The sequence below is a fragment of the Pseudomonas sp. X4 genome (assembly GCF_040784925.1).
Taxonomy (GTDB): domain Bacteria; phylum Pseudomonadota; class Gammaproteobacteria; order Pseudomonadales; family Pseudomonadaceae; genus Aquipseudomonas; species Aquipseudomonas putida_Z.
In genome coordinates, this window is record NZ_CP160798.1 from 3,004,974 (window position 1) to 3,022,939 (window position 17,966).

Genomic DNA, 17,966 nt, shown 5'->3' on the forward strand with positions numbered 1-17,966 from the left:
AAGCAACTTGTTTCGTTTGCGAATTACTACCATTTGGGGAAAGGGTGTGTCATGAGCAGTTTCAAAAGTTTGGGGGACTCGCGACGGGTTCGGGGCTGGCTGGTGCTGGGGCTGTTGGCGCCGTTTTCGTTGTCGGCACTGGCCGAGACGGTAGCGACTCAGGCGTCTGCCGAGGACAGCGCGCTTGACCTGCCGGCATTGACCATCGAAGGCAACCGCCTGTATGACATGCTGCCGTCGGAAGAAACTGGCGGCTACAGCGTGGATGCCGCCACCGTGGGCACCAAGACCCCCGCAGCGCTCAAGGACATCCCGCAATCGATCACCGTCTACACCCAGGACTACGTCAAGGACCGCCAGTTCGTGCACCTCGATGACCTGGCCAAGTACACCGCCGGCCTGCGAACCCTGACCAACGACAGTGGCCGTTCGTCGATCTACGCCCGTGGCTACGAGTACAGCGAATTCAATATCGACGGCCTGCCGGCGCCCATGGCCAGCATCTTCGGTACAGTACCGTCGCTGGCGGCATTCGACCGTGTCGAGATCATGCGTGGCCCGGCCGGGCTGTTCAGCAGCACCAGCGAACTGGGCGGCATCGTCAACATGGTGCGCAAGCGCCCGACCGCCGAGTTCCAGGGGCACGTCGAAGGCAGCTATGGCACCTGGGACACCAACCACGAAGAAATCGACCTGAGCGGGCCGCTGGATGATGCCGGCCGCGTGCGCGGGCGCTTCATCGCCTCGCGTGACGACACCAATGGCGAGGTCGACTACAACGCCAACACCAGCAACAGCTACTACGGTGCGCTGGACGTCGACCTGGACGACGCCACCACCCTGTCGTTCGGCCTGATTCATGAAGTGAAGAACATCACTCCGCACAATGGCTATCCGGCAACGCTGTCCGGCGAAGTACCCGACTTCAGCCATTCGAAGTTCCTGGGGGCTGACTGGAATTACTTCGACGGCAAGACCACCGACCTGGTCGCCGAGCTGACCCACCGCTTCGACAACGGCGGCTATGGCCGTGTCGCAGCCCGTGGCTCGCATCGCGACACCAATTACCTGTACGCCTTCACCGCGACCAACGCCACCACTGGCGCGAACTCCGAGCGCGCCAGCGCCCGCGATTTCACCCAGGACACCTACTCGCTGGACGCCAGCTACAGCCAGCCGTTCGAAACCTTCGGCCAGGTCAGCGAATTCGTGGTCGGCAGCGACTACAAGAACTACGACACCGAGTACCTCAACGGCACAACCAACCTGGGCGCCATCAACGTCGATACATACTCGCCCAAGCAGTTCGCCAAGCCATCGCCCAACTACAGCACCGAGACCGGTATGCAGGAAGAGGAATACGGCCTGTACTCCAAGGTCACCTTCCGCCCGGTCGAGCGTCTGGCGCTGATCGCCGGGGGCCGCTTCAGCTGGTACCGCGGTGATTTCTACACCACTACCCTCAGCAGCGGCGCCACCACCAACGACAGCAAGCGCGTGGATGGCCACTTCACCCCGTATGGCGGCCTGGTCTACGACCTGACCGAGAACCATGCGCTGTACGCCAGCTATTCGCAGGTTTTCAAGCCGCAGTCCGACACCGACAGCAATGGCCGGGTGCTCAAGCCGCGTGAGGGCGAGCAGTACGAGTTCGGTCTCAAGAGCAGCTACTTCGGCGGCGACCTGAATACTCGCTTTTCGGTGTTCCGCCTGACGGACAAGAACCGCGCGACCACCGTGTATGACGCCGACGGTGTCGCTACCACTGACTCTGTTGCATCCGGCAAGACCCGTGTGAAAGGCGCCGAAGTGGAAGTGAGCGGCAAGCTGGCGCCGAACTGGGAAGTGCTGGCCGGCTACACCTGGATGGAAACCGAAACCCTCAAGGGCGATGCCGAAACCACCTTCTTCATCATGCCGCGCAACCAGGCATCGCTGTGGAGCAAGTACACCATCAGCCAAGGGCCGCTGAACGGCCTGGCCATTGGTGGCGGTATTTCGGCGATGAGCAACTTCTATTCCGAGAACGGCGGTGTGCGCATCGACGCGCCAGGCTATGCGACGGTGGATGCAATGCTGTCTTATCCGGTTACCTCGAAGCTGACGGCCACCTTCAACATCAACAACCTGTTCGACCGGGACTACCTGTCGCGGGTGGGGTCGACCTCGACGTTCAACTTCTACGGGCCGTCGCGGAGCATGATGGTTGGGGCGCGGTATGACTTCTGATAATCAGATTTTTCCCGTTGCGCGTAGGCCATTTCTGAAATAGCTTCCTAGCGCCCTTGAGCCATTGCGGTGGTGTTCCTGGCGGCCTAGTGTGGCCCTGTCGTTGCCAAATCAGCGACCGGGCCTGCAAGCCCGCTCAGAGAACGATTACCGATCACCAATAGCCAATGGCATGCCATTGCGCGCGCTTGATGGTGGCTGCGTACGGGAGGTTTTCGAACCTGCCGGTTTCGTTCTCTGCCGGTCTTGCAGACCTGTACGTGGCCGCCACCCATCACACTGCAAGTAATGAGTGGCGGTTCTAGCCAATCAACTGAGAACCCCACCATGCTTAAGATTGTCCCCGATCCACCCCACGATATTCATTCCCTTGAAGACACCCTGATCCAGGCCACGGACTATGCGCTGTGCGCTGCGACCGTTGTGCATCAGGCCATGCTGCTGCAGCCCAAGTCGCCGGCGTCGGTTTTGATGATGACGTCGATGCATGAACTGGAGACGCTGCGGGCTTTGCTGGAGTCGGCATTGATTCAGGTGCAGATGCCCACTGGGGCCAGAACTTTGCACTGAGGCTTGAGAGATGTGTTGTCTGGGCGGGCCCTTTCGCGGGTAAACCCGCTCCCACAGGATCACCACAGTCTTCAAGACTTGCACAGTACCTGTGGGAGCGGGTTCACCCGCGAAAGGGCCCGTCCAGGCAGTCGAGAATTTTCAGGGGATTCAAAAATGACCACAGAAGACACCCATTTCACTGTCGGCAAGACCACGTTCTACCAAGGCGAACATGGCACCCACCCACTGTTCCGCATCGAGCCCGGCATCCCCTGCCGCGATGCCCGCGAGCAGTCCTCAGAGTTGATGGGCTATGTCCGCGAACTGACCATCACCGGCCTGATGGATGAGAAGCCGATGATGATCTGGGCTGCGCATTACTTGAGTGCGATGGCCAAGGCGCTGATGGATGATGCTGAGTTGGGTATGAAGCAGTGAGTATTTGCCTTCAGGTTGTGTGAAGGCCGCAAGGGGTTCGCCTTGGCAATTTCAGCGCCTGTCAGACCTGTCGGTATACACCTGATCGCCCGCTTGATTAGAGTGGCGCCTGGGGTAATACAGGCCAGTCAAGCCTTTCGACAAGCGAGGTGCAGGTGAGCGTTGATATCGAGTGTGTGGTGGTCGGGGCCGGTGTGGTCGGCCTGGCGGTGGCGCGTGCCTTGGCCCAGGCTGGCCATGAAGTGCTGGTGGTGGAGGCGGGCGAGGGTATTGGCGTCGGGGTCAGTTCGCGCAACTCCGAGGTGATCCACGCCGGCCTGTATTACCCCGATGGCAGCCTCAAGGCGCAGCTGTGTGTCGAGGGCAAGCAACGCCTGTATGCCTATTGCGACAGTCGGGGCGTTGAATACCAGCGCCTCGGCAAACTGATCGTCGCCACCGATGCGGCCCAGGTCGAAGGCTTGCAGCGCCTGCTGGAGCAGGGCCGGCGCAATGGTGTCGATGACCTGCAATGGCTCGACGCCGACCAGGCGCGTGAGTTGGAGCCGGCGCTGTCATGTGTCGCCGCGCTGTGGTCGCCGTCCACCGGCATCATCGACTCCCACGGTTTGATGCTCGCCCTGCTGGGTGACGCCGAGGCTGCGGGCGCCACCTTGGTACTGCATACCCCACTGCTTGCCGCGCGGGTGATCGAGGCCGGTTTCAACCTGGACATGGGCGGTGCCGAGCCGATGAGCCTGACCTGCCAGCGGCTGGTCAACTGCGCTGGGTTATCGGCAGTTGAAGTCGCTGGGCACATCACCGGCCTCGACCCGGCCCATGTGCCCCAGGCCTATCTATGCAAAGGCAGCTATTTCAGCCTGAGCGGTCGTGCGCCATTTCGGCACCTGGTGTACCCCGCACCGGAACACGCCGGCCTGGGCGTGCACATGACCCTCGACCTGGGCGGCCAGGCGCGCTTCGGCCCGGATGTGGAGTGGGTGGAACATATCGACTACCCGGTAGACCCCCGGCGCGGCGACAGCTTCTATGCCGCCGTACGGCGCTATTGGCCCGACCTGCCCGACGCCAGCCTGCAACCGGCCTACAGCGGCATCCGCCCGAAAATCAGCGGCCCGCTGGACCCGGCGGCGGACTTTTTCATCAGTACGCCCGCCGAGCATGGTGTGCCGGGGCTGGTGAACCTGTTTGGCATCGAGTCACCGGGGTTGACCAGTTGCCTGGCATTGGCGGATCGCGTGCTGCATACCCTGAGTGACAACTGAGGGCAGGGCGAAGCTGCCTTCAGTCTTTATGCATGTGCTGCTTGCCATCACGATGAGTATGGGCCTTTGAATGCCCCTCATCATGCTGGCCTGCGCCCGAGGCCTGCTCACCGTGGTGGCCAGGCACGTTGCCGCGGTGCTGGCCTTCATGATTGTGCATTTCACTTTCGCCACCACCATGCTGGTGGCCGCCACTGGCCGCGACCATCGTTTTGTATTGTTCGGCGTTCAACTGGGGTAACTGGTCCAGGAAGGCGACGATGCCCCAGATGTATTTATCGCCCATGCTCTTGCCCCAGGCCGGCATGCCGGAGGCCTTGATGCCGTGCTTGATGATCCAGAACGCCGCAGCGGGGTCGCCACCAATCCCGCTTTTGGTCAGGTTGGGGGGCGATGGATACAGAGCCTGGCTGAGCTCCGTCTTCTCGACGCCAGGGGCAAGGTGACAACCGATGCACATGGCGTTGTAGTTACCGGCGCCGGTACCAATCAGCGCTTCATCTTTCAGGTCCGGCACCTCGATGTCCCTGGCCCGTACGGCGATCGATCGGTCCCGTGCCATGGCCAGAAAGGCATGCACGGCGGGGAAATGGGGATCATCGGCCCCGACGTTGACCAGGCCGGAGTACGCAGCACCCAGCACGGCCACGCTGGCCACCGCGCCTGCTGCAACAAGCGTTGTTATTGTTCTTTTCATGTCTGGTTCTCAAAACCACATGCGGATACCGGCCACGAAACGCGCTTCATCCACATCACCACCCTCGTCGCGGATGAAATCGGCGGTCTTGCCGTAGGAGCGGTTCCAGGTGACGCCGATGTAGGGGGCGAACTGGCGGACAATTTCATAGCGCAGGCGCAGCCCGACTTCGGTATTTGCCAGGCCGGACCCCACACCGCGCCCAGGGTCGTTCTTGCCATAGAAATTGGCTTCAGCGGTCGGCTGCAGGATCAGGCGGTTGGTCAGCAGAATGTCGTAGTCGCCTTCCAGGCGCGCGGCAGTCTGGCCGTTCTCGCCAATGAACGCGGTGGCTTCGGCTTCGAAGTCGTAAAGCGCCATGCCCTGGATACCGAACGCCGCCCAGGTCTGGGGGGATTCAGGCTTGAAGTCCTGGCGCACCCCGGCAACCACATCCCACCATGGGCTGATCGAGCGGCCGTACAGCAGCTGCAATTCGGCATCCTCGGTGACACCGTTGGTACGTTCACCTTCGGAGCGGATCCACAGCCGGTTGATATCGCCGCCTACCCAGCCCGAAGCATCCCAGGCCAGCGTGCTGCCTTCATCGGCGTCCTGGTACTCGAGCTGGTCCAGCAGGAAGAAACTGTTGATAGCACTGTCGTGCATCTGATGCCCGCCCAATGGGGGGAAGGCTGCCTGGCGGTCGGCGTCGGTCAGGACCGGGATCGGGGTACGGCTGGTCGTCGGCGTATCCGTCGAGCCGTGGTTCATTTTCGAATGGTCCATCGCTTCATGGTTCATGGCTCCATGATCCATGGACCCATGATCCATGCCCGGCATGCTGCCATGATCCATCTTGCCGTGGTCCATCATCGAATGGTCCATTTCTTCAGCGGCGAAGCTGGGCGCAGCGCCCAGCACGCCGAGCGAAACGGTCAATGCCAGCAGCGATGGTCGTGCCAGGCTATTGAGCATCTTTCCCTGCCTTGGCTTTGTCGCTGCCATGGGATTCCATCATCTTGCCGTGGTCCATGCCTTGCATCGAGCCATGGTCCATTCCTTTCATGGCGTCGTGGTCCATGCCCTTCATCGAACCGTGGTCCATGCCCTTCATGGCGCCATGATCCATGCCCTTCATCGAACCATGGTCCATGCCTTGAGCACCCTTGGTTTTTGCGCCATCGGCAGGCTGCTGGTTGTTGTCGCCGGACCACGACGGCGGGGCATATACGGCAAACAGGCCGGCCATCACGGCAGAAAGGAAAAACGCGCTTCGTTTCATTGGTTTGCTCATCTCGGATCTCCAGTTCATTCGTCCACACGGACTTCGCGGAACATGCCCATTTCCATGTGGAACAGCAGGTGACAGTGATAGGCCCAACGCCCCAGGGCATCTGCCGTGACGCGATAGCTTCGTTTTGAGCCAGGCGGCATGTCGATCGTGTGCTTGCGTACCATGAAGTTGCCGTTCTCATCCTCCAGGTCGCTCCACATGCCATGCAGGTGGATGGGGTGAGTCATCATGGTGTCGTTGACCAGGGTGATGCGCAGGCGCTCGCCATACTTGAGGCGCAGTGGCTCGGCATCGGAAAACTTGATGCCGTCGAAGGACCAGGCGAACTTCTCCATGTGGCCGGTGAGGTGCAGCTCGATTGTGCGACCAGGCGCGCGGCCGTCCGGGTCCGGGAAGGTGCTGCGCAGGTCCGCATAGGTCAGCACGCGGCGGCCGTTGTCACGCAGGCCGATGCCCGGATCGCCCAGTTTTGGTGTGGGGGTCATGGTCTGCATGTCGACCAGGGGGTTGTTGGTCTCGGAGTCTGGGTGGCTCTGCATGGGCGCGCTGGTATCAGCCATGTCGCCATGGTCCATGCCGGCCATGTTGCCGTGGTCCATGCCTGCCATGCTGCCGTGGTCCATGCCAGCCATGTCGCCGTGATCCATGCCCATATCGCTCATGGAAATGATCGGCCGTGGATCGACAGCTGGAACAGGGGCTTGCAAGCCTTCGCGAACAGCCAGGGTGCCCCTGGAATACCCGGTACGGTCCATGGATTGAGCGAAGATGGTGTAAGCCTGCTCGCTTTCGGGCTCGACGATGACATCGTAGGTTTCGGCAACGGCGATGCGGAACTCGTCGACCGCAACGGGTTTGACATGCTGCCCATCCGCCGCGACAACCGTCATCTTCAGGCCGGGAATTCGCACATCGAAATACGTCATGGCCGAGCCATTGATGAAGCGCAGGCGGATTTTCTCGCCCGGCTTGAACACGCCCGTCCAGTTACCGTCCGGGGCCTGGCCGTTCATCAGGTAGGTGTAGGTGTAACCGCTCACGTCAGCGAGATCGGTGGGGCTCATTTTCATCTCGGCCCACATCTTGCGGTCGGCTACCGCGGCGGACCAGCCCATTTCGCTCACATCGTTGACGAAATCACCCACCGTGCGCTTGTGGTAGTTGTAGTAGTCAGACTGCTTCTTGAGCTTGGACAGCACCCGTGCAGGGTCTTCATCCGTCCAGTCGCTGAGCATGACCACATAGTCCCGGTCATAGGTGAACGGCTCAGGCTCTTTCGCGTCGATGACCAGGGCACCATACACCCCGACCTGCTCCTGGAAACCGGAGTGGCTGTGGTACCAGTAGGTGCCGTTCTGCTGGACCTTGAACTTGTACTCATACATGCCGTCTGGGGCGATGCCATGGAAGCTCAGGCCCGGCACGCCGTCCATGTTCGCCGGCAGGATGATGCCGTGCCAGTGGATGGAGGTGTCCTGCTGCAAGCGGTTGCGCACACGCAGCGTGACGGTATCGCCTTCGCGCCAGCGCAGGATGGGCCCGGGAATGGAGCCGTTGATTGCCATCGCTGTACGTGCAGTGCCGGTAATGTTGACCGGCAGCTCACCGATGTAGAGGTCGAAGTCGGTGCCGCTCAGCACATTCGGTTGGCCGGGGCTGGTCACGGCCCAGACCGGCGTGCGCCACAAGCCCAGCCCGCCAAGCAGTCCGGTAGCGGCCAGGCCTTTGACGAAGGAGCGTCTGGTGGTTTTGCTTTGCATGCCGTTGCGTCCAGTCAGTCGAAAAGTTGCTGGTATTCAGGCGGTTGAGCGCCCCAGCCCGTGGGGCGAGAAGCCCCACAATCTTCCTTCACGCTAGCGGACCTGCGCTGTCAGCTGGCTGAGCTTCAGATTACTTTTCTGTCAGCTTGCGGTGGGTCAAATTCAGTAAGCGCGCCGCGCACCCTGTGGGAGCGGGTTCACCCGCGAAGAATGCGACGCGGTGTATGGCACCGGCTTTGCCGGTGTTCGCGGGTAAACCCGCTCCCACAAGGCCCTGCGAAATTTTTGGGTTATGTATTCTGTGGGAGCGGGCGTGCCCGCGAAGGGCTGCAAAGCAGCCCCATCAAGGGGCTCTTTGGCCTGGCCGCTACTCGATGTGCAGTGCCGCCACCGGATGCAAGCGGGCCGCCCGCACGGCCGGGGCCAGGCCGGCAAGAATGCCGAGCACCGCCGCCAGCAGCAGCGCCAGCAGCAGAAACAGCGGTTGCAGCGCCAAGGGCAGGCTCGGCATGGCCAGGTACAGTAGCCCCAGCAGCAGGCCCATCAACAGCAGGCCAAGCAGGCCACCGGCCAGGGACAGCAGCGTCGCTTCAGCGAGAAACAACCCAAGTACCTGCCGCGGACTGGCGCCAATCGCCCGCAACAGGCCGATTTCTGCCGTGCGCTCGCCCACAGTGGTCGTCATGATGGTGAGAATGCCGACGGCGCCGACCAGCAGCGAAATGCCCCCCAAGGCACCAATGGCCAGGCTCAGGGTGCCGAGAACGCGGTTGAAGCTGCGCAGCATGTCGTCCTGGGTGGTCAGGCTGAAATCCTCCGCACCGTGTCGTTCGCCGAGCACCTCGCGAATCTGCCGGCTCAATGCCCGTGAAGTGGTAGCGGCGCCAAACACCACATGGGCTTTGACCACCCCGGTGCGGTTGAACAGGCTTTCCGCCCAGTCCACCGGGATGTAGGCAATATCGTCGAGGTTGAAACCGAGCAACTGGCCTTTCTCCGCCATCACGCCGATCACCCGGAAACGCACGCCGCCGACGCGGATCAGCTCACCCAGCGGGTTGCGCGCCCCGAACAGTTCGGTACGCAGCTGATGGCCGAGCACCACATAGGGCGGCGAACGGCCGTCACGGGCCGGGGGCAGGAACTCGCCCAGGCTCAGTTGCATGCGCCAGGCCTGCGCCATCTGATGGCCGCCACCGAGAATGTCGCTGCGCCGGCTCAGTTGACCGAACTGGATATTCCCGCTGCCCTGAATGATCGGCACCGCCGCCTCGACATGCGGCAAGCGCCGCAGGGCGTCGGTGTCACTGATGGTCAGTGGCCGCACGCTGCCGAGCAGGCCGCCGAGGCCGCTGGTCTGGGTCTTGCCCGGGCGCACGGTGATGATCCGCGTACCAAACTGCGAGAAGTTCTCCAGCACATAGCCGCGCACGCCTTCGCCTATGGCCGTGAGCAGCGCCACGGCGGCTATGCCGATCGCTACCCCGAGCAGGGTCAGCAGGCTGCGCAGCGGGCGGCAGGTCAGCGCCGAGCTGGTCAGCCGGAAACCATCTTGCCAGCGCATCAGTGCGCCCCCGGCGGGCGTAGCGCCGCCACCGGCTCCAGCGCGGAGGCCCGAGCGGCCGGCAGCCAGGCGAACAGCAGCGCCGTGCCGAGTGCCAGCAGCACTGCGCCAGCCCGCGCCCACCAGGGGGCATAGAGCGGCAGATGGAACGCCAGGCGCCCCAGCCAGAGCAAGGTTTCGGCCAGCAGCAGCCCTGCCAGTGCCCCAGTCAGGGCCAACAACGCCGCCTCGCCGAGGAACAGCAGGCGCAGCTGCGCCGCCGTCACGCCTATGGCTTTGAGCAGGCCGATCTCGGCGCTGCGCTGGCTCACCGCAATCCAGGTCACGTTCATGATCAGGATGCCTGCCACCAGCAGGCTGATCGCGGCAATGCCGGCCACCGCCAGGGTCAGCACCGCGAGTATCTGGTCGAAGGCGCTGAGCAGGCTGTCCTGGCTGACCAGGGTGACGTCCTCCTCACCCTCGTGGCGCTCCTTGAGCGCGGCGAGTATCAGCTGCTTGCTACGGTCGAGAAAGCTCGGACCATGCACCTCGACAAACACCCGCGACAAGCCCTCGCTATTGAACAAGGCCTGGGCGCTGGCCACCGGGATGATCAACATCTCGGCGAAATCCATCCCCAGCGATTCGCCCCGCTCACCGAGGATGCCGACCACCCGGAAGCGCCGGTCGCCAGCGCGCAACCATTCACCCAAGGCCGGGCGAGCCCCGAACAGCTCGCGCCGGAGTTTGCCGCCGATCACGCAGACGGCCTCGGCCTGCTCAGGGTCCAGCGTCGGCAGGGGTTGGCCTTGTACGACGGTCAGTTGGCGAATGGCGAAGAAGTCCCGGGTGGTGCCCAGCGTCAGCACTTCACGATTGCGGTTGCCGACTATCACCTCCATCTGCCCGGCCTGCTGCGGCGCGACCCGGCGGATGCCCGGCAACCGGGTGATGGCCTGGACATCCTGCAAGGTCAACTCGTGTGGCGTCAGGCCGGTGAGCGGCGGCATGCGCCCGGTGGTTTCCTTGCGCCCCGGGAAAACGATGAGGATGTCGCGCCCGAGCAGCGAGAACTCGTTCAGGACGAAGGCCCGCGCGCCCGCGCCAAGACCGGTGAGCAGGTTGACCGCGACCACCCCGATAGCGATGGCCAGCAGTAGCATCAGGCTGCGCGAGCGATGCCCACGCAAGGCACCTAGCCAGAAGCCCAGGGCATCGGCAGCGCGCATCAGGCCAGCGCCCACTGCGGCGCAATACTGTGGATCCGCCCGTCACGCATGTGCAGCTGGCGCTGTGCACGGGCGCCCAGGTTGGCATCGTGGGTTACCACTATCAGGGTCAGCCCCTCGCCGTTGAGCTCCTCCAGCAGGCTGAAGACCTCTGCGCCGGCCTGGCTATCGAGATTGCCGGTGGGTTCGTCGGCCAACAGCAGCGCCGGTTGCATGACCATCGCCCGGGCGATCGCCACGCGCTGGCGCTGGCCACCGGACAGCTCGGCCGGGCGGTGGGCAATGCGCTCGCCCAGCACCAGGCGTGCCACCAATTGGCTGCTGCGCTTGCGCCTTTGTGCCGCACCAATGCCGGCGAGGACCATCGGCAGCTCGATGTTTTCCAGCACCGTCAGCCGTGCGATCAGGTGGTAGGACTGGAACACGAAACCTATCAGTCGGCTGCGCAACTGGGCGCGGCGCGCCTCGCTCAGCGCCGCCGTGGCCTCGCCCTGCAGCCAGTATTCGCCGGCGCTCGGCGCGTCGAGCAGTCCGAGGATGTTCAGCAAGGTCGACTTGCCCGAGCCCGACGGGCCCATCACCGCCATGTAGTCACCGGCGGCGATGTCCAGGTCCAGGCCATCCAGGCCCATCACCTGCTGTTCGCCCAACTGGAAGCTGCGGCTGCCGCCGCGCAGGCGGATCATTTCTTGGTCTCCGCGGCATCCACCGGGATCACCGCCACCGTATCCTTGAGCCCTTCCTGCTCGTGGCTGGCGACTATGCGTGCGTCCTCGTCCAGCCCTGCAAGCACCTCGGTCCAGCGCCAGTTGCTCAGCCCGGTTTGCACCTGCACCTCGCGCAACACCCGGGCGCTCGGGTCATATCGCAGCACACGCTGCCCCTCCAGCAGGGTCTCGGTGGGGATGCGCAAGGCGCCCGCGTGCTGCTCCAGGAGGATCTCGACATCGGCGCTATAGCCGGTGAGCAGGGCCAGGTCTGCCGGCGGCTGGTCGAAGCGCACCTCGACATCGACGGTGCGCGCCTGCTTCTCCAGTTCGCGCACATAGGGCGCGATGCGGCTGACGCGGCCGGTGAAATGCTGACCACGGAAGGCATCCAGGCTGATCCGTACGGCGGTTCCCGGATGAACCCGGGCAGCGTCCACCTCATCGATCGGTGCCTCTACAAACAGGCAGCTGTCGTCGATCAGGTCGACTGCCGGCGGCGTGGGAATACCTGGCGGCGAAGGGGTGACGAACTCGCCGAGTTCGCCGTTGATTTCTGCGACGATGCCGGCGAATGGTGCACGCAGGGTTGTCTGTTCCAGCAGTGAACGCTGCAGCTGCAGGCTGGCGTCGGCCTCGCGGATCAGCACGGCACTGGCACTGCACATCAACTTCGCCAGGTTGGCCTTGGTCGCCGCCTGATCGAGGCGATCGGCGGCAATCAACTTGCGGTCGGCCAACTGGCCGAGGCGATCAAGGTCGCGCCGGTCGAGGAGAGCTTGCTGGCAGCGCTGTTCGCGGGTGTTGCGCTGGGCCTCCAGCCGCGCCTCGGCTTCCTGCAGCCTGGCCTGTTGCTCGTCCTGCCGCAGGCGCATGAGCACCTGACCCGGCTGGACCCGTTGGCCTTCGCTGACCAGCAACTCGGCAACCTGGCCGCCGACATTGAAGGACAGGTGCGAGCGTCGACAGGACTTCAGCGTACCCGCGCGCGTGTTGGCCACCACCGTCTCCACCGGCCCCCGCTCAACTTCCAGCAGCCTGACCGGCACCGGCTGCGGTCGACTCAACCAGCCGCCCAGCACCACGAGACAAGCCAGGATCGACGAGCCAATCAATAATTTGCGCATGGACTACACCTCCTCCCATATGGCTTGAGCCTAGATCAGGAGGGTGAAAGGTCCACGCGAAACGTCATTTATCCGACGATTTTCGGATGAGCGTTAGTATAGTGTCAGATAAATGGCGAATGAGATTTTTTTCGCTCACGCAGCGGCGATTCCCTGGCCATGGGAAGGCTGCAGAAGGTTTCAGAGGATGAGAATGGCGGGCATTAAAAAGCCGGCTTGTGGCCGGCTTCTCGGGGACGCTTCCGACTAATTTATGGTAAGCCGCAATCGCCTTAACTGTGTGGCCATCAAGGGCCTGAAAGAGATGGCAGATGCCCGTGTGGGATATCGCCGAGCCCTCTGGACCGCGGCTCGCGCCGGTCGGGGCTGAATGTGCGGCGTAGCATACAAGGGCGCGCGCAGGATGCCCAGCAAAAAATGGCACAGGTTGTTTCAGTCGGGCCGTTGCTGGCGGAAATGCGACCAGTGGAACACCCAGCCCAGAATCTCCAGCCCTTGTGTCTGGCGCTGGGCGGTGGTGTAGCGTTCGACCGCATAGTTGCGCCGATCATGGCTGTGCAGGTACAGCGTGCCGTGCTGGCCGAGGCTGAGGTTGTTCACCCTGAGCACGCCGTTGTGCAGCAGGGCATAGGTTTCGCCCTCGAACACCTGGGTCATGCCCAGGTCGATGGCCAGGGTGGCCTGCAGCGGAATCAGCGGTGTCATGTTGCTGGCGGGCATCGCCAGGCAGATGGCGTTGTCGGCATGCACTCCCAACTCTTTCAGGGCTTTTGCGGGCAGGCACATGTGCTTGCCCGCCACGGGCGACAGCAGGCCGTTGTGCAGTTCGTAAAAGGGCACCTTCAGTGCCCGGCCGCCTTGCGCCGACAGCGGCGTGCGCGGGTTGGCCGGCGCCGGCCCTGGCGGGCAGCTGCGCAGGATCGGGTTGTGGTGCTTGGGGCCTTCGCCCGTGCGCAACCAGCGACGATGCACGCAGAACAGGTCGGCCATTTCGTCCAGCCGGGCCAAAGGCACGCCGCGCTTGAGCCAGTTGTTGACGTGCTGGGGGGTGACGCTGCGCTGGGCGGCGAAATCGGAAGAGGTCAGGCCACATTCGTGGAGGAGGGCTTTGAGTCGGTCGCCGGATGTGTTCATGGCGGCGAGTGTAGCGGCGGGGTGCCGGCAAGGATATGAACCAGATGTTGATGGGGCTTGTGTGAAAAGCGCCTGTTTGTAGGGCGTTGGAGTAGGACTGCGTAGGATTTTTTACTCTCCCAAGCAAGTGCACGGTTCCTGTGGGAGCGGGCCAGCAATTAGAATTTGAGCAAGGCAGTTGCTTCTGCGCAGGCAGGTCATCCAGTGCCAGGGCGACCAGCCATCCATCAGGCATAAAAAAACCCCGCCGAGGCGGGGTTTTTCATGCAACCGGCATCAGCCCTTGTAGGCAGCAACCGATTTGGTGATCGCGGCACGGGCGGCGTCAGCGCCTTCCCAGCCTTCGATCTTGACCCACTTGCCCTTCTCGAGATCTTTGTAGTTGGCAAAGAAGTGCTCGATCTGCTGGATCAGCAGGGCTGGCAGGTCGGTGTATTCCTTCACATCGACGTACAGCTGCGACAGCTTGTCGTGAGGAACAGCGATGACCTTGGCGTCGCCGCCGCCGTCGTCGGTCATGTTCAGCACACCGACCGGACGGGCGCGGATAACCGAACCTGGGGCTACCGGGTAAGGGGTAACGACCAGCACGTCCAGCGGATCACCGTCATCGGCCAGGGTGTTCGGGATGAAGCCGTAGTTGGCTGGGTAGAACATCGGGGTAGCCATGAAACGGTCGACGAACAGGGTATCGCTGTCCTTGTCGATCTCGTATTTGATCGGCGCGTGGTTGGCCGGGATCTCGATGGCGACGTAGATGTCGTTCGGCAGGTCTTTGCCCGCCGGAATCTTGCTGTAGCTCATTGGGCAGTGCCCCCGTGTTTGACCAAAAAAGTGGCGGCGATTATAGGCACATTCTGCATGGGCATGCCACGCCTGGCCTGATGTGCGGCCCCGTCAGGCGTGGCTTTCGCGGTATTCCGGGTGTTCGGCCTGCAGCCGGCACAGGCGCGCCAGTGGGTCCTGGCGGTAGAACAGCGACAACTGGCGGTAGACCTGTGGATAAGCCTGTTGCAGCAGGTCGGGGGCACTAAAGAAGTACTCGCTGGTGACGGCAAAGAACTCCGCGGGGTTCTCCGCGGCATACGGGTCGATGGCGGTTTCGGCCTCGGGGTTGGCGTCCAGCTGGCGGTTGAGGTCGTCATAGGCCTGTTGCATGGCGGTTGCCCATTCATCCACGGGCATGCCGCTGTGCAGCGGCGGCAGGCCGTTGGCATCGCCATTGAGCATGTCGAGCTTGTGCGCCAGTTCATGGATGACCAGGTTGTAGGCCTCCCAGCCACCGCTTGCCAGCACGCCGTTCCAGGCGAGGATGATCGGGCCCTGCTGCCAGGCCTCGCCGCTGTGCTCGCCGTCCCACACGTGCTCCACGCCACTGGCATCGCGGTGGCGCTGGGGGCTCTTGAAGTCGTCGGGGTAGAGGATGATTTCGTGGAAACCCTGGTACCAGTTCAGCTCGCCCAGGTGCAGCAGCGGCAACTGTGCCTGGGCCGCCAGCAACAGGCGCTGCTCGTCATCCGGCTCGACGCCGGGCAGGCAGGTGAGGTGCTTGTCGAGCAGGAACAGGATGCAGGCTTCACGCAGCCAGCGATCTTCTTCGTCCGTGATGCCATCCAGCATCGGCAGGCGCTCGCGCACGGCCTGCCATTGCTGGGGGGTGATGGGGTAGCGCGCCAGGGTGCGCTTGCGCCGCCAGGCGCTGAACGACCACATCTGCAGGTTTCAGTGGGCCTTGGCCGTGCGGCCCAGGCGGCCACGCAGCAGGCCGAGGATCATCGGCACCAGCGACAGGATGATGATGCCCACCACCATCAGCGACAGGTGCTGCTTGATGAATGGCACGTTGCCGAAGAAGTAGCCCAGGGTCACCAGGCCGCCGACCCACAGCAGCGAACCGGCGACGCTGAAACCGAGGAAGCGCGGGTAGTGCATGTGGGCGATGCCGGCGACGAACGGTGCAAAGGTGCGCAGGATGGGTAGGAAGCGCGCCATGGTCACGGTCTTGCCGCCGTGGCGTTCATAGAAGTCGTGGGTACGCTGCAGGTAGTCGCGACGGAAGATTTTCGAGTTGGGGTTGTTGAACAACCGCTCGCCGGCCGTGCGGCCGATCACGTAGTTGGTGCTGTCGCCGAGGATTGCGGCGGCCATCAGCAGGCCGGCCAGCAGCAACGGGTCCATGCCGCCACCGGCGGCCACGGCGCCGGCAATGAACAGCAGCGAATCGCCGGGCAGGAAGGGCATGACCACCAGCCCGGTTTCACAGAAGATCACGGTGAAGAGGATGGCGTAGATCCAGGGACCGTAATTGGTTACCAGCAGATCGAGGTAGGCATCGAGATGCAGGATAAGGTCCAGCGGGTTGAAATCCATGTACAGCACCTGTGTTCTTGGGCGTAGGCTCGGTTACCTGAGGATGGGTAAATTTTCACACATGACAGGTGGGCCATTATACGGCTAAGTCAGGAACATGCCCGGGGAGTTTGTAGCGGGGGGTTACGGCAGGGGGTATTCCTGTACCGGCCTCTTCGCGGGTAAACCCGCTCCCACAGGTACAGCACCGACTTCAGATGCGCCGCTATGCCTGTGGGAGCGGGTTTACCCGCGAAGAGGCCAGCACAGTCAATCCTGGCTGATCGGCAGGATATAGCTCTTGAACTCGTTATCCTCACGAAACCCGATGGATTCGTAAGTCTTGTGCGCTACCTCATTGTCCGCACTGGTCGACACCCGCATGCGCACGGCGTTGGTTTCCTTGGCCATTTTCTTCGCCTCGCGCATCAGGTGGTCGGCCACCAGCATGCGCCGCGAGTCCTCGGCCACATAGATATCGTTGAGAATCCATACCCGCTTCAACGACAGCGATGAGTAGCTTGGGTACAGCTGGCAGAATCCCAGCAGTTTGCCGTCGTCATCATCGGGTAGCGCCAGGTAGATCACCGACTCATCCCGCTTCAGGCGCTTTTCCAGAAAACTGCGCGAGCTGTCGGGGTAGGGTAGCTGCCCATAGAACTCACGGTATTTGACGAACATCGGCGTGAGCAGGTCGAGGTGTTCCAGGGTTGCCTTGATGATGCGCATGTGCGGCCCTCAGAGTCCATTAGGGGAAACAGCGGATTGCCAGCAGCTTTCAAGGGCATGCTGCCCAATGCGCGGTGCAAGTGCAATCCGCCTTCCGTGACATGTTTTTTACCCTTTGCCGAGCAGGAAGTTACCTTTCTGGCTGGTGCTGTGTTCACTCTCCAGGCTATGGACCTCGGCTTCGTCCTTCAGATTCACCCCGGAAAGCTGGCGCCGGCAGGCTTCGCGCATCAAGTACAGCAAGCGGTGCGCCGCCATGCCATAACTCAGGCCCTCCAGGCGGATGTTGGAAATGCAGTTGCGGTAGGCATCGGTCAGGCCGACCTTCGGTGCATAGGTGAAGTACAAGCCAAGGCTGTCGGGCGAGCTGAGCCCCGGGCGTTCGCCGATCAGCATCACCGTCATCCGGGCGCCCAGCAGCTCACCAACCTCGTCGGCCACTGCCACGCGGCCCTGCTGCACCAGCACCACCGGGGCGCTGGTCCAGCCATCGGCGGCGGCCTGTTCCTCGAAGCGCGCCAGGAACGGCAGGGTGTGGCGGTGCACGGCCAGTGCCGACAGGCCGTCAGCGACGACGATGGCCAGGTCGACCCCGCCGGGGTTGGCCTGGGCGTGCTGGCGCAGCGCGGCAACCGAGTCTTCGTTCAGCCGTCGCCCCAGGTCCGGGCGTTGCAGGTACTGGTTGCGGTCGCCGGCGGCGCTGTGCAGCACCAGGCTTTCGCGCCCGCGGTCACTCAGCTGGGTAGCCAGGCCGGCATGGTCGAAGGCCAGGTGCACGGCGTCGCGGGCCTGGGCGTGGGCAAACTGGAAGTCCAGCTGCGCACCGGTCGGCAGGCTGGTGCCGGTGCGGCCCAGGGCTATGCGCGCCGGGGTCAGGTTGCGCAGGGCCAGCCAGGGGTTGTCGGGGGTAGGCGTGCGGTGGTCCATG

18 protein-coding genes are annotated in these 17,966 nt (G+C 63.1%); 4 read left to right on the forward strand and 14 right to left on the reverse strand.

Features of this window, described 5'->3' with window-relative positions; genetic code table 11:
* Positions 1-51 precede the first annotated feature (51 nt).
* From ABX298_RS13360 to ABX298_RS13375, 4 genes are all read left to right on the forward strand, one after another.
* Positions 52-2,229, forward strand: a complete 2,178-nt coding sequence (locus ABX298_RS13360; RefSeq protein WP_367393207.1) for a TonB-dependent siderophore receptor — start codon at positions 52-54, stop codon at positions 2,227-2,229.
* A 327-nt stretch (positions 2,230-2,556) separates the two neighbouring features.
* Positions 2,557-2,799 carry a hypothetical protein gene (locus ABX298_RS13365; protein WP_085693277.1) on the forward strand — a complete coding sequence of 81 codons (243 nt, stop codon included), beginning with the start codon at positions 2,557-2,559 and terminating at the stop codon, positions 2,797-2,799.
* Positions 2,800-2,955: 156 nt separating this feature from the next.
* Complete coding sequence (locus ABX298_RS13370) at positions 2,956-3,219, forward strand: DUF3077 domain-containing protein (RefSeq protein ID WP_085693275.1); 264 nt, start codon at positions 2,956-2,958, stop codon at positions 3,217-3,219.
* A gap of 155 nt (positions 3,220-3,374) precedes the next feature.
* The gene (locus ABX298_RS13375) at positions 3,375-4,484 is read left to right on the forward strand and encodes an NAD(P)/FAD-dependent oxidoreductase (protein ID WP_367393208.1); all 1,110 of its coding nucleotides are present in this window, start codon (positions 3,375-3,377) and stop codon (positions 4,482-4,484) included.
* A gap of 19 nt (positions 4,485-4,503) precedes the next feature.
* Here the strand turns inward: ABX298_RS13375 and ABX298_RS13380 are convergent, their stop codons facing one another.
* The 14 genes from ABX298_RS13380 to eutC all read right to left on the reverse strand — a co-directional run bounded on the left by ABX298_RS13380 (position 4,504) and on the right by eutC (position 17,965).
* Positions 4,504-5,181 carry a c-type cytochrome gene (locus tag ABX298_RS13380; protein WP_367393209.1) on the reverse strand — a complete coding sequence of 226 codons (678 nt, stop codon included), beginning with the start codon at positions 5,179-5,181 and terminating at the stop codon, positions 4,504-4,506.
* A gap of 9 nt (positions 5,182-5,190) precedes the next feature.
* Positions 5,191-6,138: a copper resistance protein B gene (locus ABX298_RS13385; protein WP_367393210.1), complete on the reverse strand. Its 948-nt coding sequence runs from the start codon at positions 6,136-6,138 to the stop codon at positions 5,191-5,193.
* Complete coding sequence (locus ABX298_RS13390; protein ID WP_286100956.1) at positions 6,128-6,475, reverse strand: hypothetical protein; 348 nt, start codon at positions 6,473-6,475, stop codon at positions 6,128-6,130. The genes ABX298_RS13385 and ABX298_RS13390 overlap by 11 nt, the downstream gene beginning before the upstream one ends.
* A complete protein-coding gene (locus ABX298_RS13395) occupies positions 6,472-8,217 on the reverse strand; it encodes a copper resistance system multicopper oxidase (RefSeq protein WP_367393211.1) in 1,746 nt (581 codons plus the stop codon). Before ABX298_RS13395 ends, ABX298_RS13390 begins: the two co-directional genes overlap by 4 nt.
* A gap of 367 nt (positions 8,218-8,584) precedes the next feature.
* Positions 8,585-9,781, reverse strand: coding sequence for an ABC transporter permease (locus ABX298_RS13400; RefSeq protein ID WP_274120394.1), 1,197 nt, complete (start codon positions 9,779-9,781; stop codon positions 8,585-8,587).
* Complete coding sequence (locus ABX298_RS13405; protein ID WP_075046931.1) at positions 9,781-10,992, reverse strand: ABC transporter permease; 1,212 nt, start codon at positions 10,990-10,992, stop codon at positions 9,781-9,783. The genes ABX298_RS13400 and ABX298_RS13405 overlap by 1 nt, the downstream gene beginning before the upstream one ends.
* Positions 10,992-11,678 carry an ABC transporter ATP-binding protein gene (locus tag ABX298_RS13410; RefSeq protein WP_367393212.1) on the reverse strand — a complete coding sequence of 229 codons (687 nt, stop codon included), beginning with the start codon at positions 11,676-11,678 and terminating at the stop codon, positions 10,992-10,994. Before ABX298_RS13410 ends, ABX298_RS13405 begins: the two co-directional genes overlap by 1 nt.
* Positions 11,675-12,826 carry an efflux RND transporter periplasmic adaptor subunit gene (locus ABX298_RS13415; protein ID WP_238067218.1) on the reverse strand — a complete coding sequence of 384 codons (1,152 nt, stop codon included), beginning with the start codon at positions 12,824-12,826 and terminating at the stop codon, positions 11,675-11,677. Before ABX298_RS13415 ends, ABX298_RS13410 begins: the two co-directional genes overlap by 4 nt.
* Before the next feature lie 432 nt (positions 12,827-13,258).
* Positions 13,259-13,960, reverse strand: a complete 702-nt coding sequence (locus ABX298_RS13420; RefSeq protein ID WP_286918591.1) for an XRE family transcriptional regulator — start codon at positions 13,958-13,960, stop codon at positions 13,259-13,261.
* A 276-nt stretch (positions 13,961-14,236) separates the two neighbouring features.
* A complete protein-coding gene (ppa, locus tag ABX298_RS13425; RefSeq protein ID WP_003255365.1) occupies positions 14,237-14,764 on the reverse strand; it encodes an inorganic diphosphatase in 528 nt (175 codons plus the stop codon).
* A 93-nt stretch (positions 14,765-14,857) separates the two neighbouring features.
* On the reverse strand, positions 14,858-15,673 hold the full coding sequence (locus ABX298_RS13430; protein ID WP_247846846.1) for a zinc-dependent peptidase: 816 nt from the start codon (positions 15,671-15,673) through the stop codon (positions 14,858-14,860).
* 9 nt (positions 15,674-15,682) lie between these two features.
* Complete coding sequence (locus tag ABX298_RS13435; protein WP_025337547.1) at positions 15,683-16,330, reverse strand: DedA family protein; 648 nt, start codon at positions 16,328-16,330, stop codon at positions 15,683-15,685.
* A 249-nt stretch (positions 16,331-16,579) separates the two neighbouring features.
* Entirely contained in the window at positions 16,580-17,038 is a 459-nt protein-coding gene (locus tag ABX298_RS13440) for a GNAT family N-acetyltransferase (RefSeq protein ID WP_003257044.1), read from the reverse strand.
* A gap of 108 nt (positions 17,039-17,146) precedes the next feature.
* Positions 17,147-17,965, reverse strand: coding sequence for an ethanolamine ammonia-lyase subunit EutC (gene eutC / locus ABX298_RS13445; protein ID WP_367393213.1), 819 nt, complete (start codon positions 17,963-17,965; stop codon positions 17,147-17,149).
* Position 17,966: the final 1 nt, after the last annotated feature.

What these genes read in the sequence shown, in the direction of transcription:
- ABX298_RS13385 (WP_367393210.1), bottom strand. Translation starts at nt 6,138, where the DNA reads ATGCTCAATAGCCTGGCACGACCATCGCTGCTGGCATTGACCGTTTCG.
- ABX298_RS13390 (WP_286100956.1), bottom strand. Translation starts at nt 6,475, where the DNA reads ATGAACTGGAGATCCGAGATGAGCAAACCAATGAAACGAAGCGCGTTT.
- ABX298_RS13400 (WP_274120394.1), bottom strand. Translation starts at nt 9,781, where the DNA reads ATGCGCTGGCAAGATGGTTTCCGGCTGACCAGCTCGGCGCTGACCTGC.
- ABX298_RS13395 (WP_367393211.1), bottom strand. Translation starts at nt 8,217, where the DNA reads ATGCAAAGCAAAACCACCAGACGCTCCTTCGTCAAAGGCCTGGCCGCT.
- ABX298_RS13365 (WP_085693277.1), top strand. Translation starts at nt 2,557, where the DNA reads ATGCTTAAGATTGTCCCCGATCCACCCCACGATATTCATTCCCTTGAA.
- ABX298_RS13405 (WP_075046931.1), bottom strand. Translation starts at nt 10,992, where the DNA reads ATGCGCGCTGCCGATGCCCTGGGCTTCTGGCTAGGTGCCTTGCGTGGG.
- ABX298_RS13420 (WP_286918591.1), bottom strand. Translation starts at nt 13,960, where the DNA reads ATGAACACATCCGGCGACCGACTCAAAGCCCTCCTCCACGAATGTGGC.
- ABX298_RS13430 (WP_247846846.1), bottom strand. Translation starts at nt 15,673, where the DNA reads ATGTGGTCGTTCAGCGCCTGGCGGCGCAAGCGCACCCTGGCGCGCTAC.
- ABX298_RS13360 (WP_367393207.1), top strand. Translation starts at nt 52, where the DNA reads ATGAGCAGTTTCAAAAGTTTGGGGGACTCGCGACGGGTTCGGGGCTGG.
- ppa (WP_003255365.1), bottom strand. Translation starts at nt 14,764, where the DNA reads ATGAGCTACAGCAAGATTCCGGCGGGCAAAGACCTGCCGAACGACATC.
- ABX298_RS13415 (WP_238067218.1), bottom strand. Translation starts at nt 12,826, where the DNA reads ATGCGCAAATTATTGATTGGCTCGTCGATCCTGGCTTGTCTCGTGGTG.
- ABX298_RS13380 (WP_367393209.1), bottom strand. Translation starts at nt 5,181, where the DNA reads ATGAAAAGAACAATAACAACGCTTGTTGCAGCAGGCGCGGTGGCCAGC.
- ABX298_RS13440 (WP_003257044.1), bottom strand. Translation starts at nt 17,038, where the DNA reads ATGCGCATCATCAAGGCAACCCTGGAACACCTCGACCTGCTCACGCCG.
- ABX298_RS13435 (WP_025337547.1), bottom strand. Translation starts at nt 16,330, where the DNA reads ATGGATTTCAACCCGCTGGACCTTATCCTGCATCTCGATGCCTACCTC.
- ABX298_RS13410 (WP_367393212.1), bottom strand. Translation starts at nt 11,678, where the DNA reads ATGATCCGCCTGCGCGGCGGCAGCCGCAGCTTCCAGTTGGGCGAACAG.
- eutC (WP_367393213.1), bottom strand. Translation starts at nt 17,965, where the DNA reads ATGGACCACCGCACGCCTACCCCCGACAACCCCTGGCTGGCCCTGCGC.
- ABX298_RS13370 (WP_085693275.1), top strand. Translation starts at nt 2,956, where the DNA reads ATGACCACAGAAGACACCCATTTCACTGTCGGCAAGACCACGTTCTAC.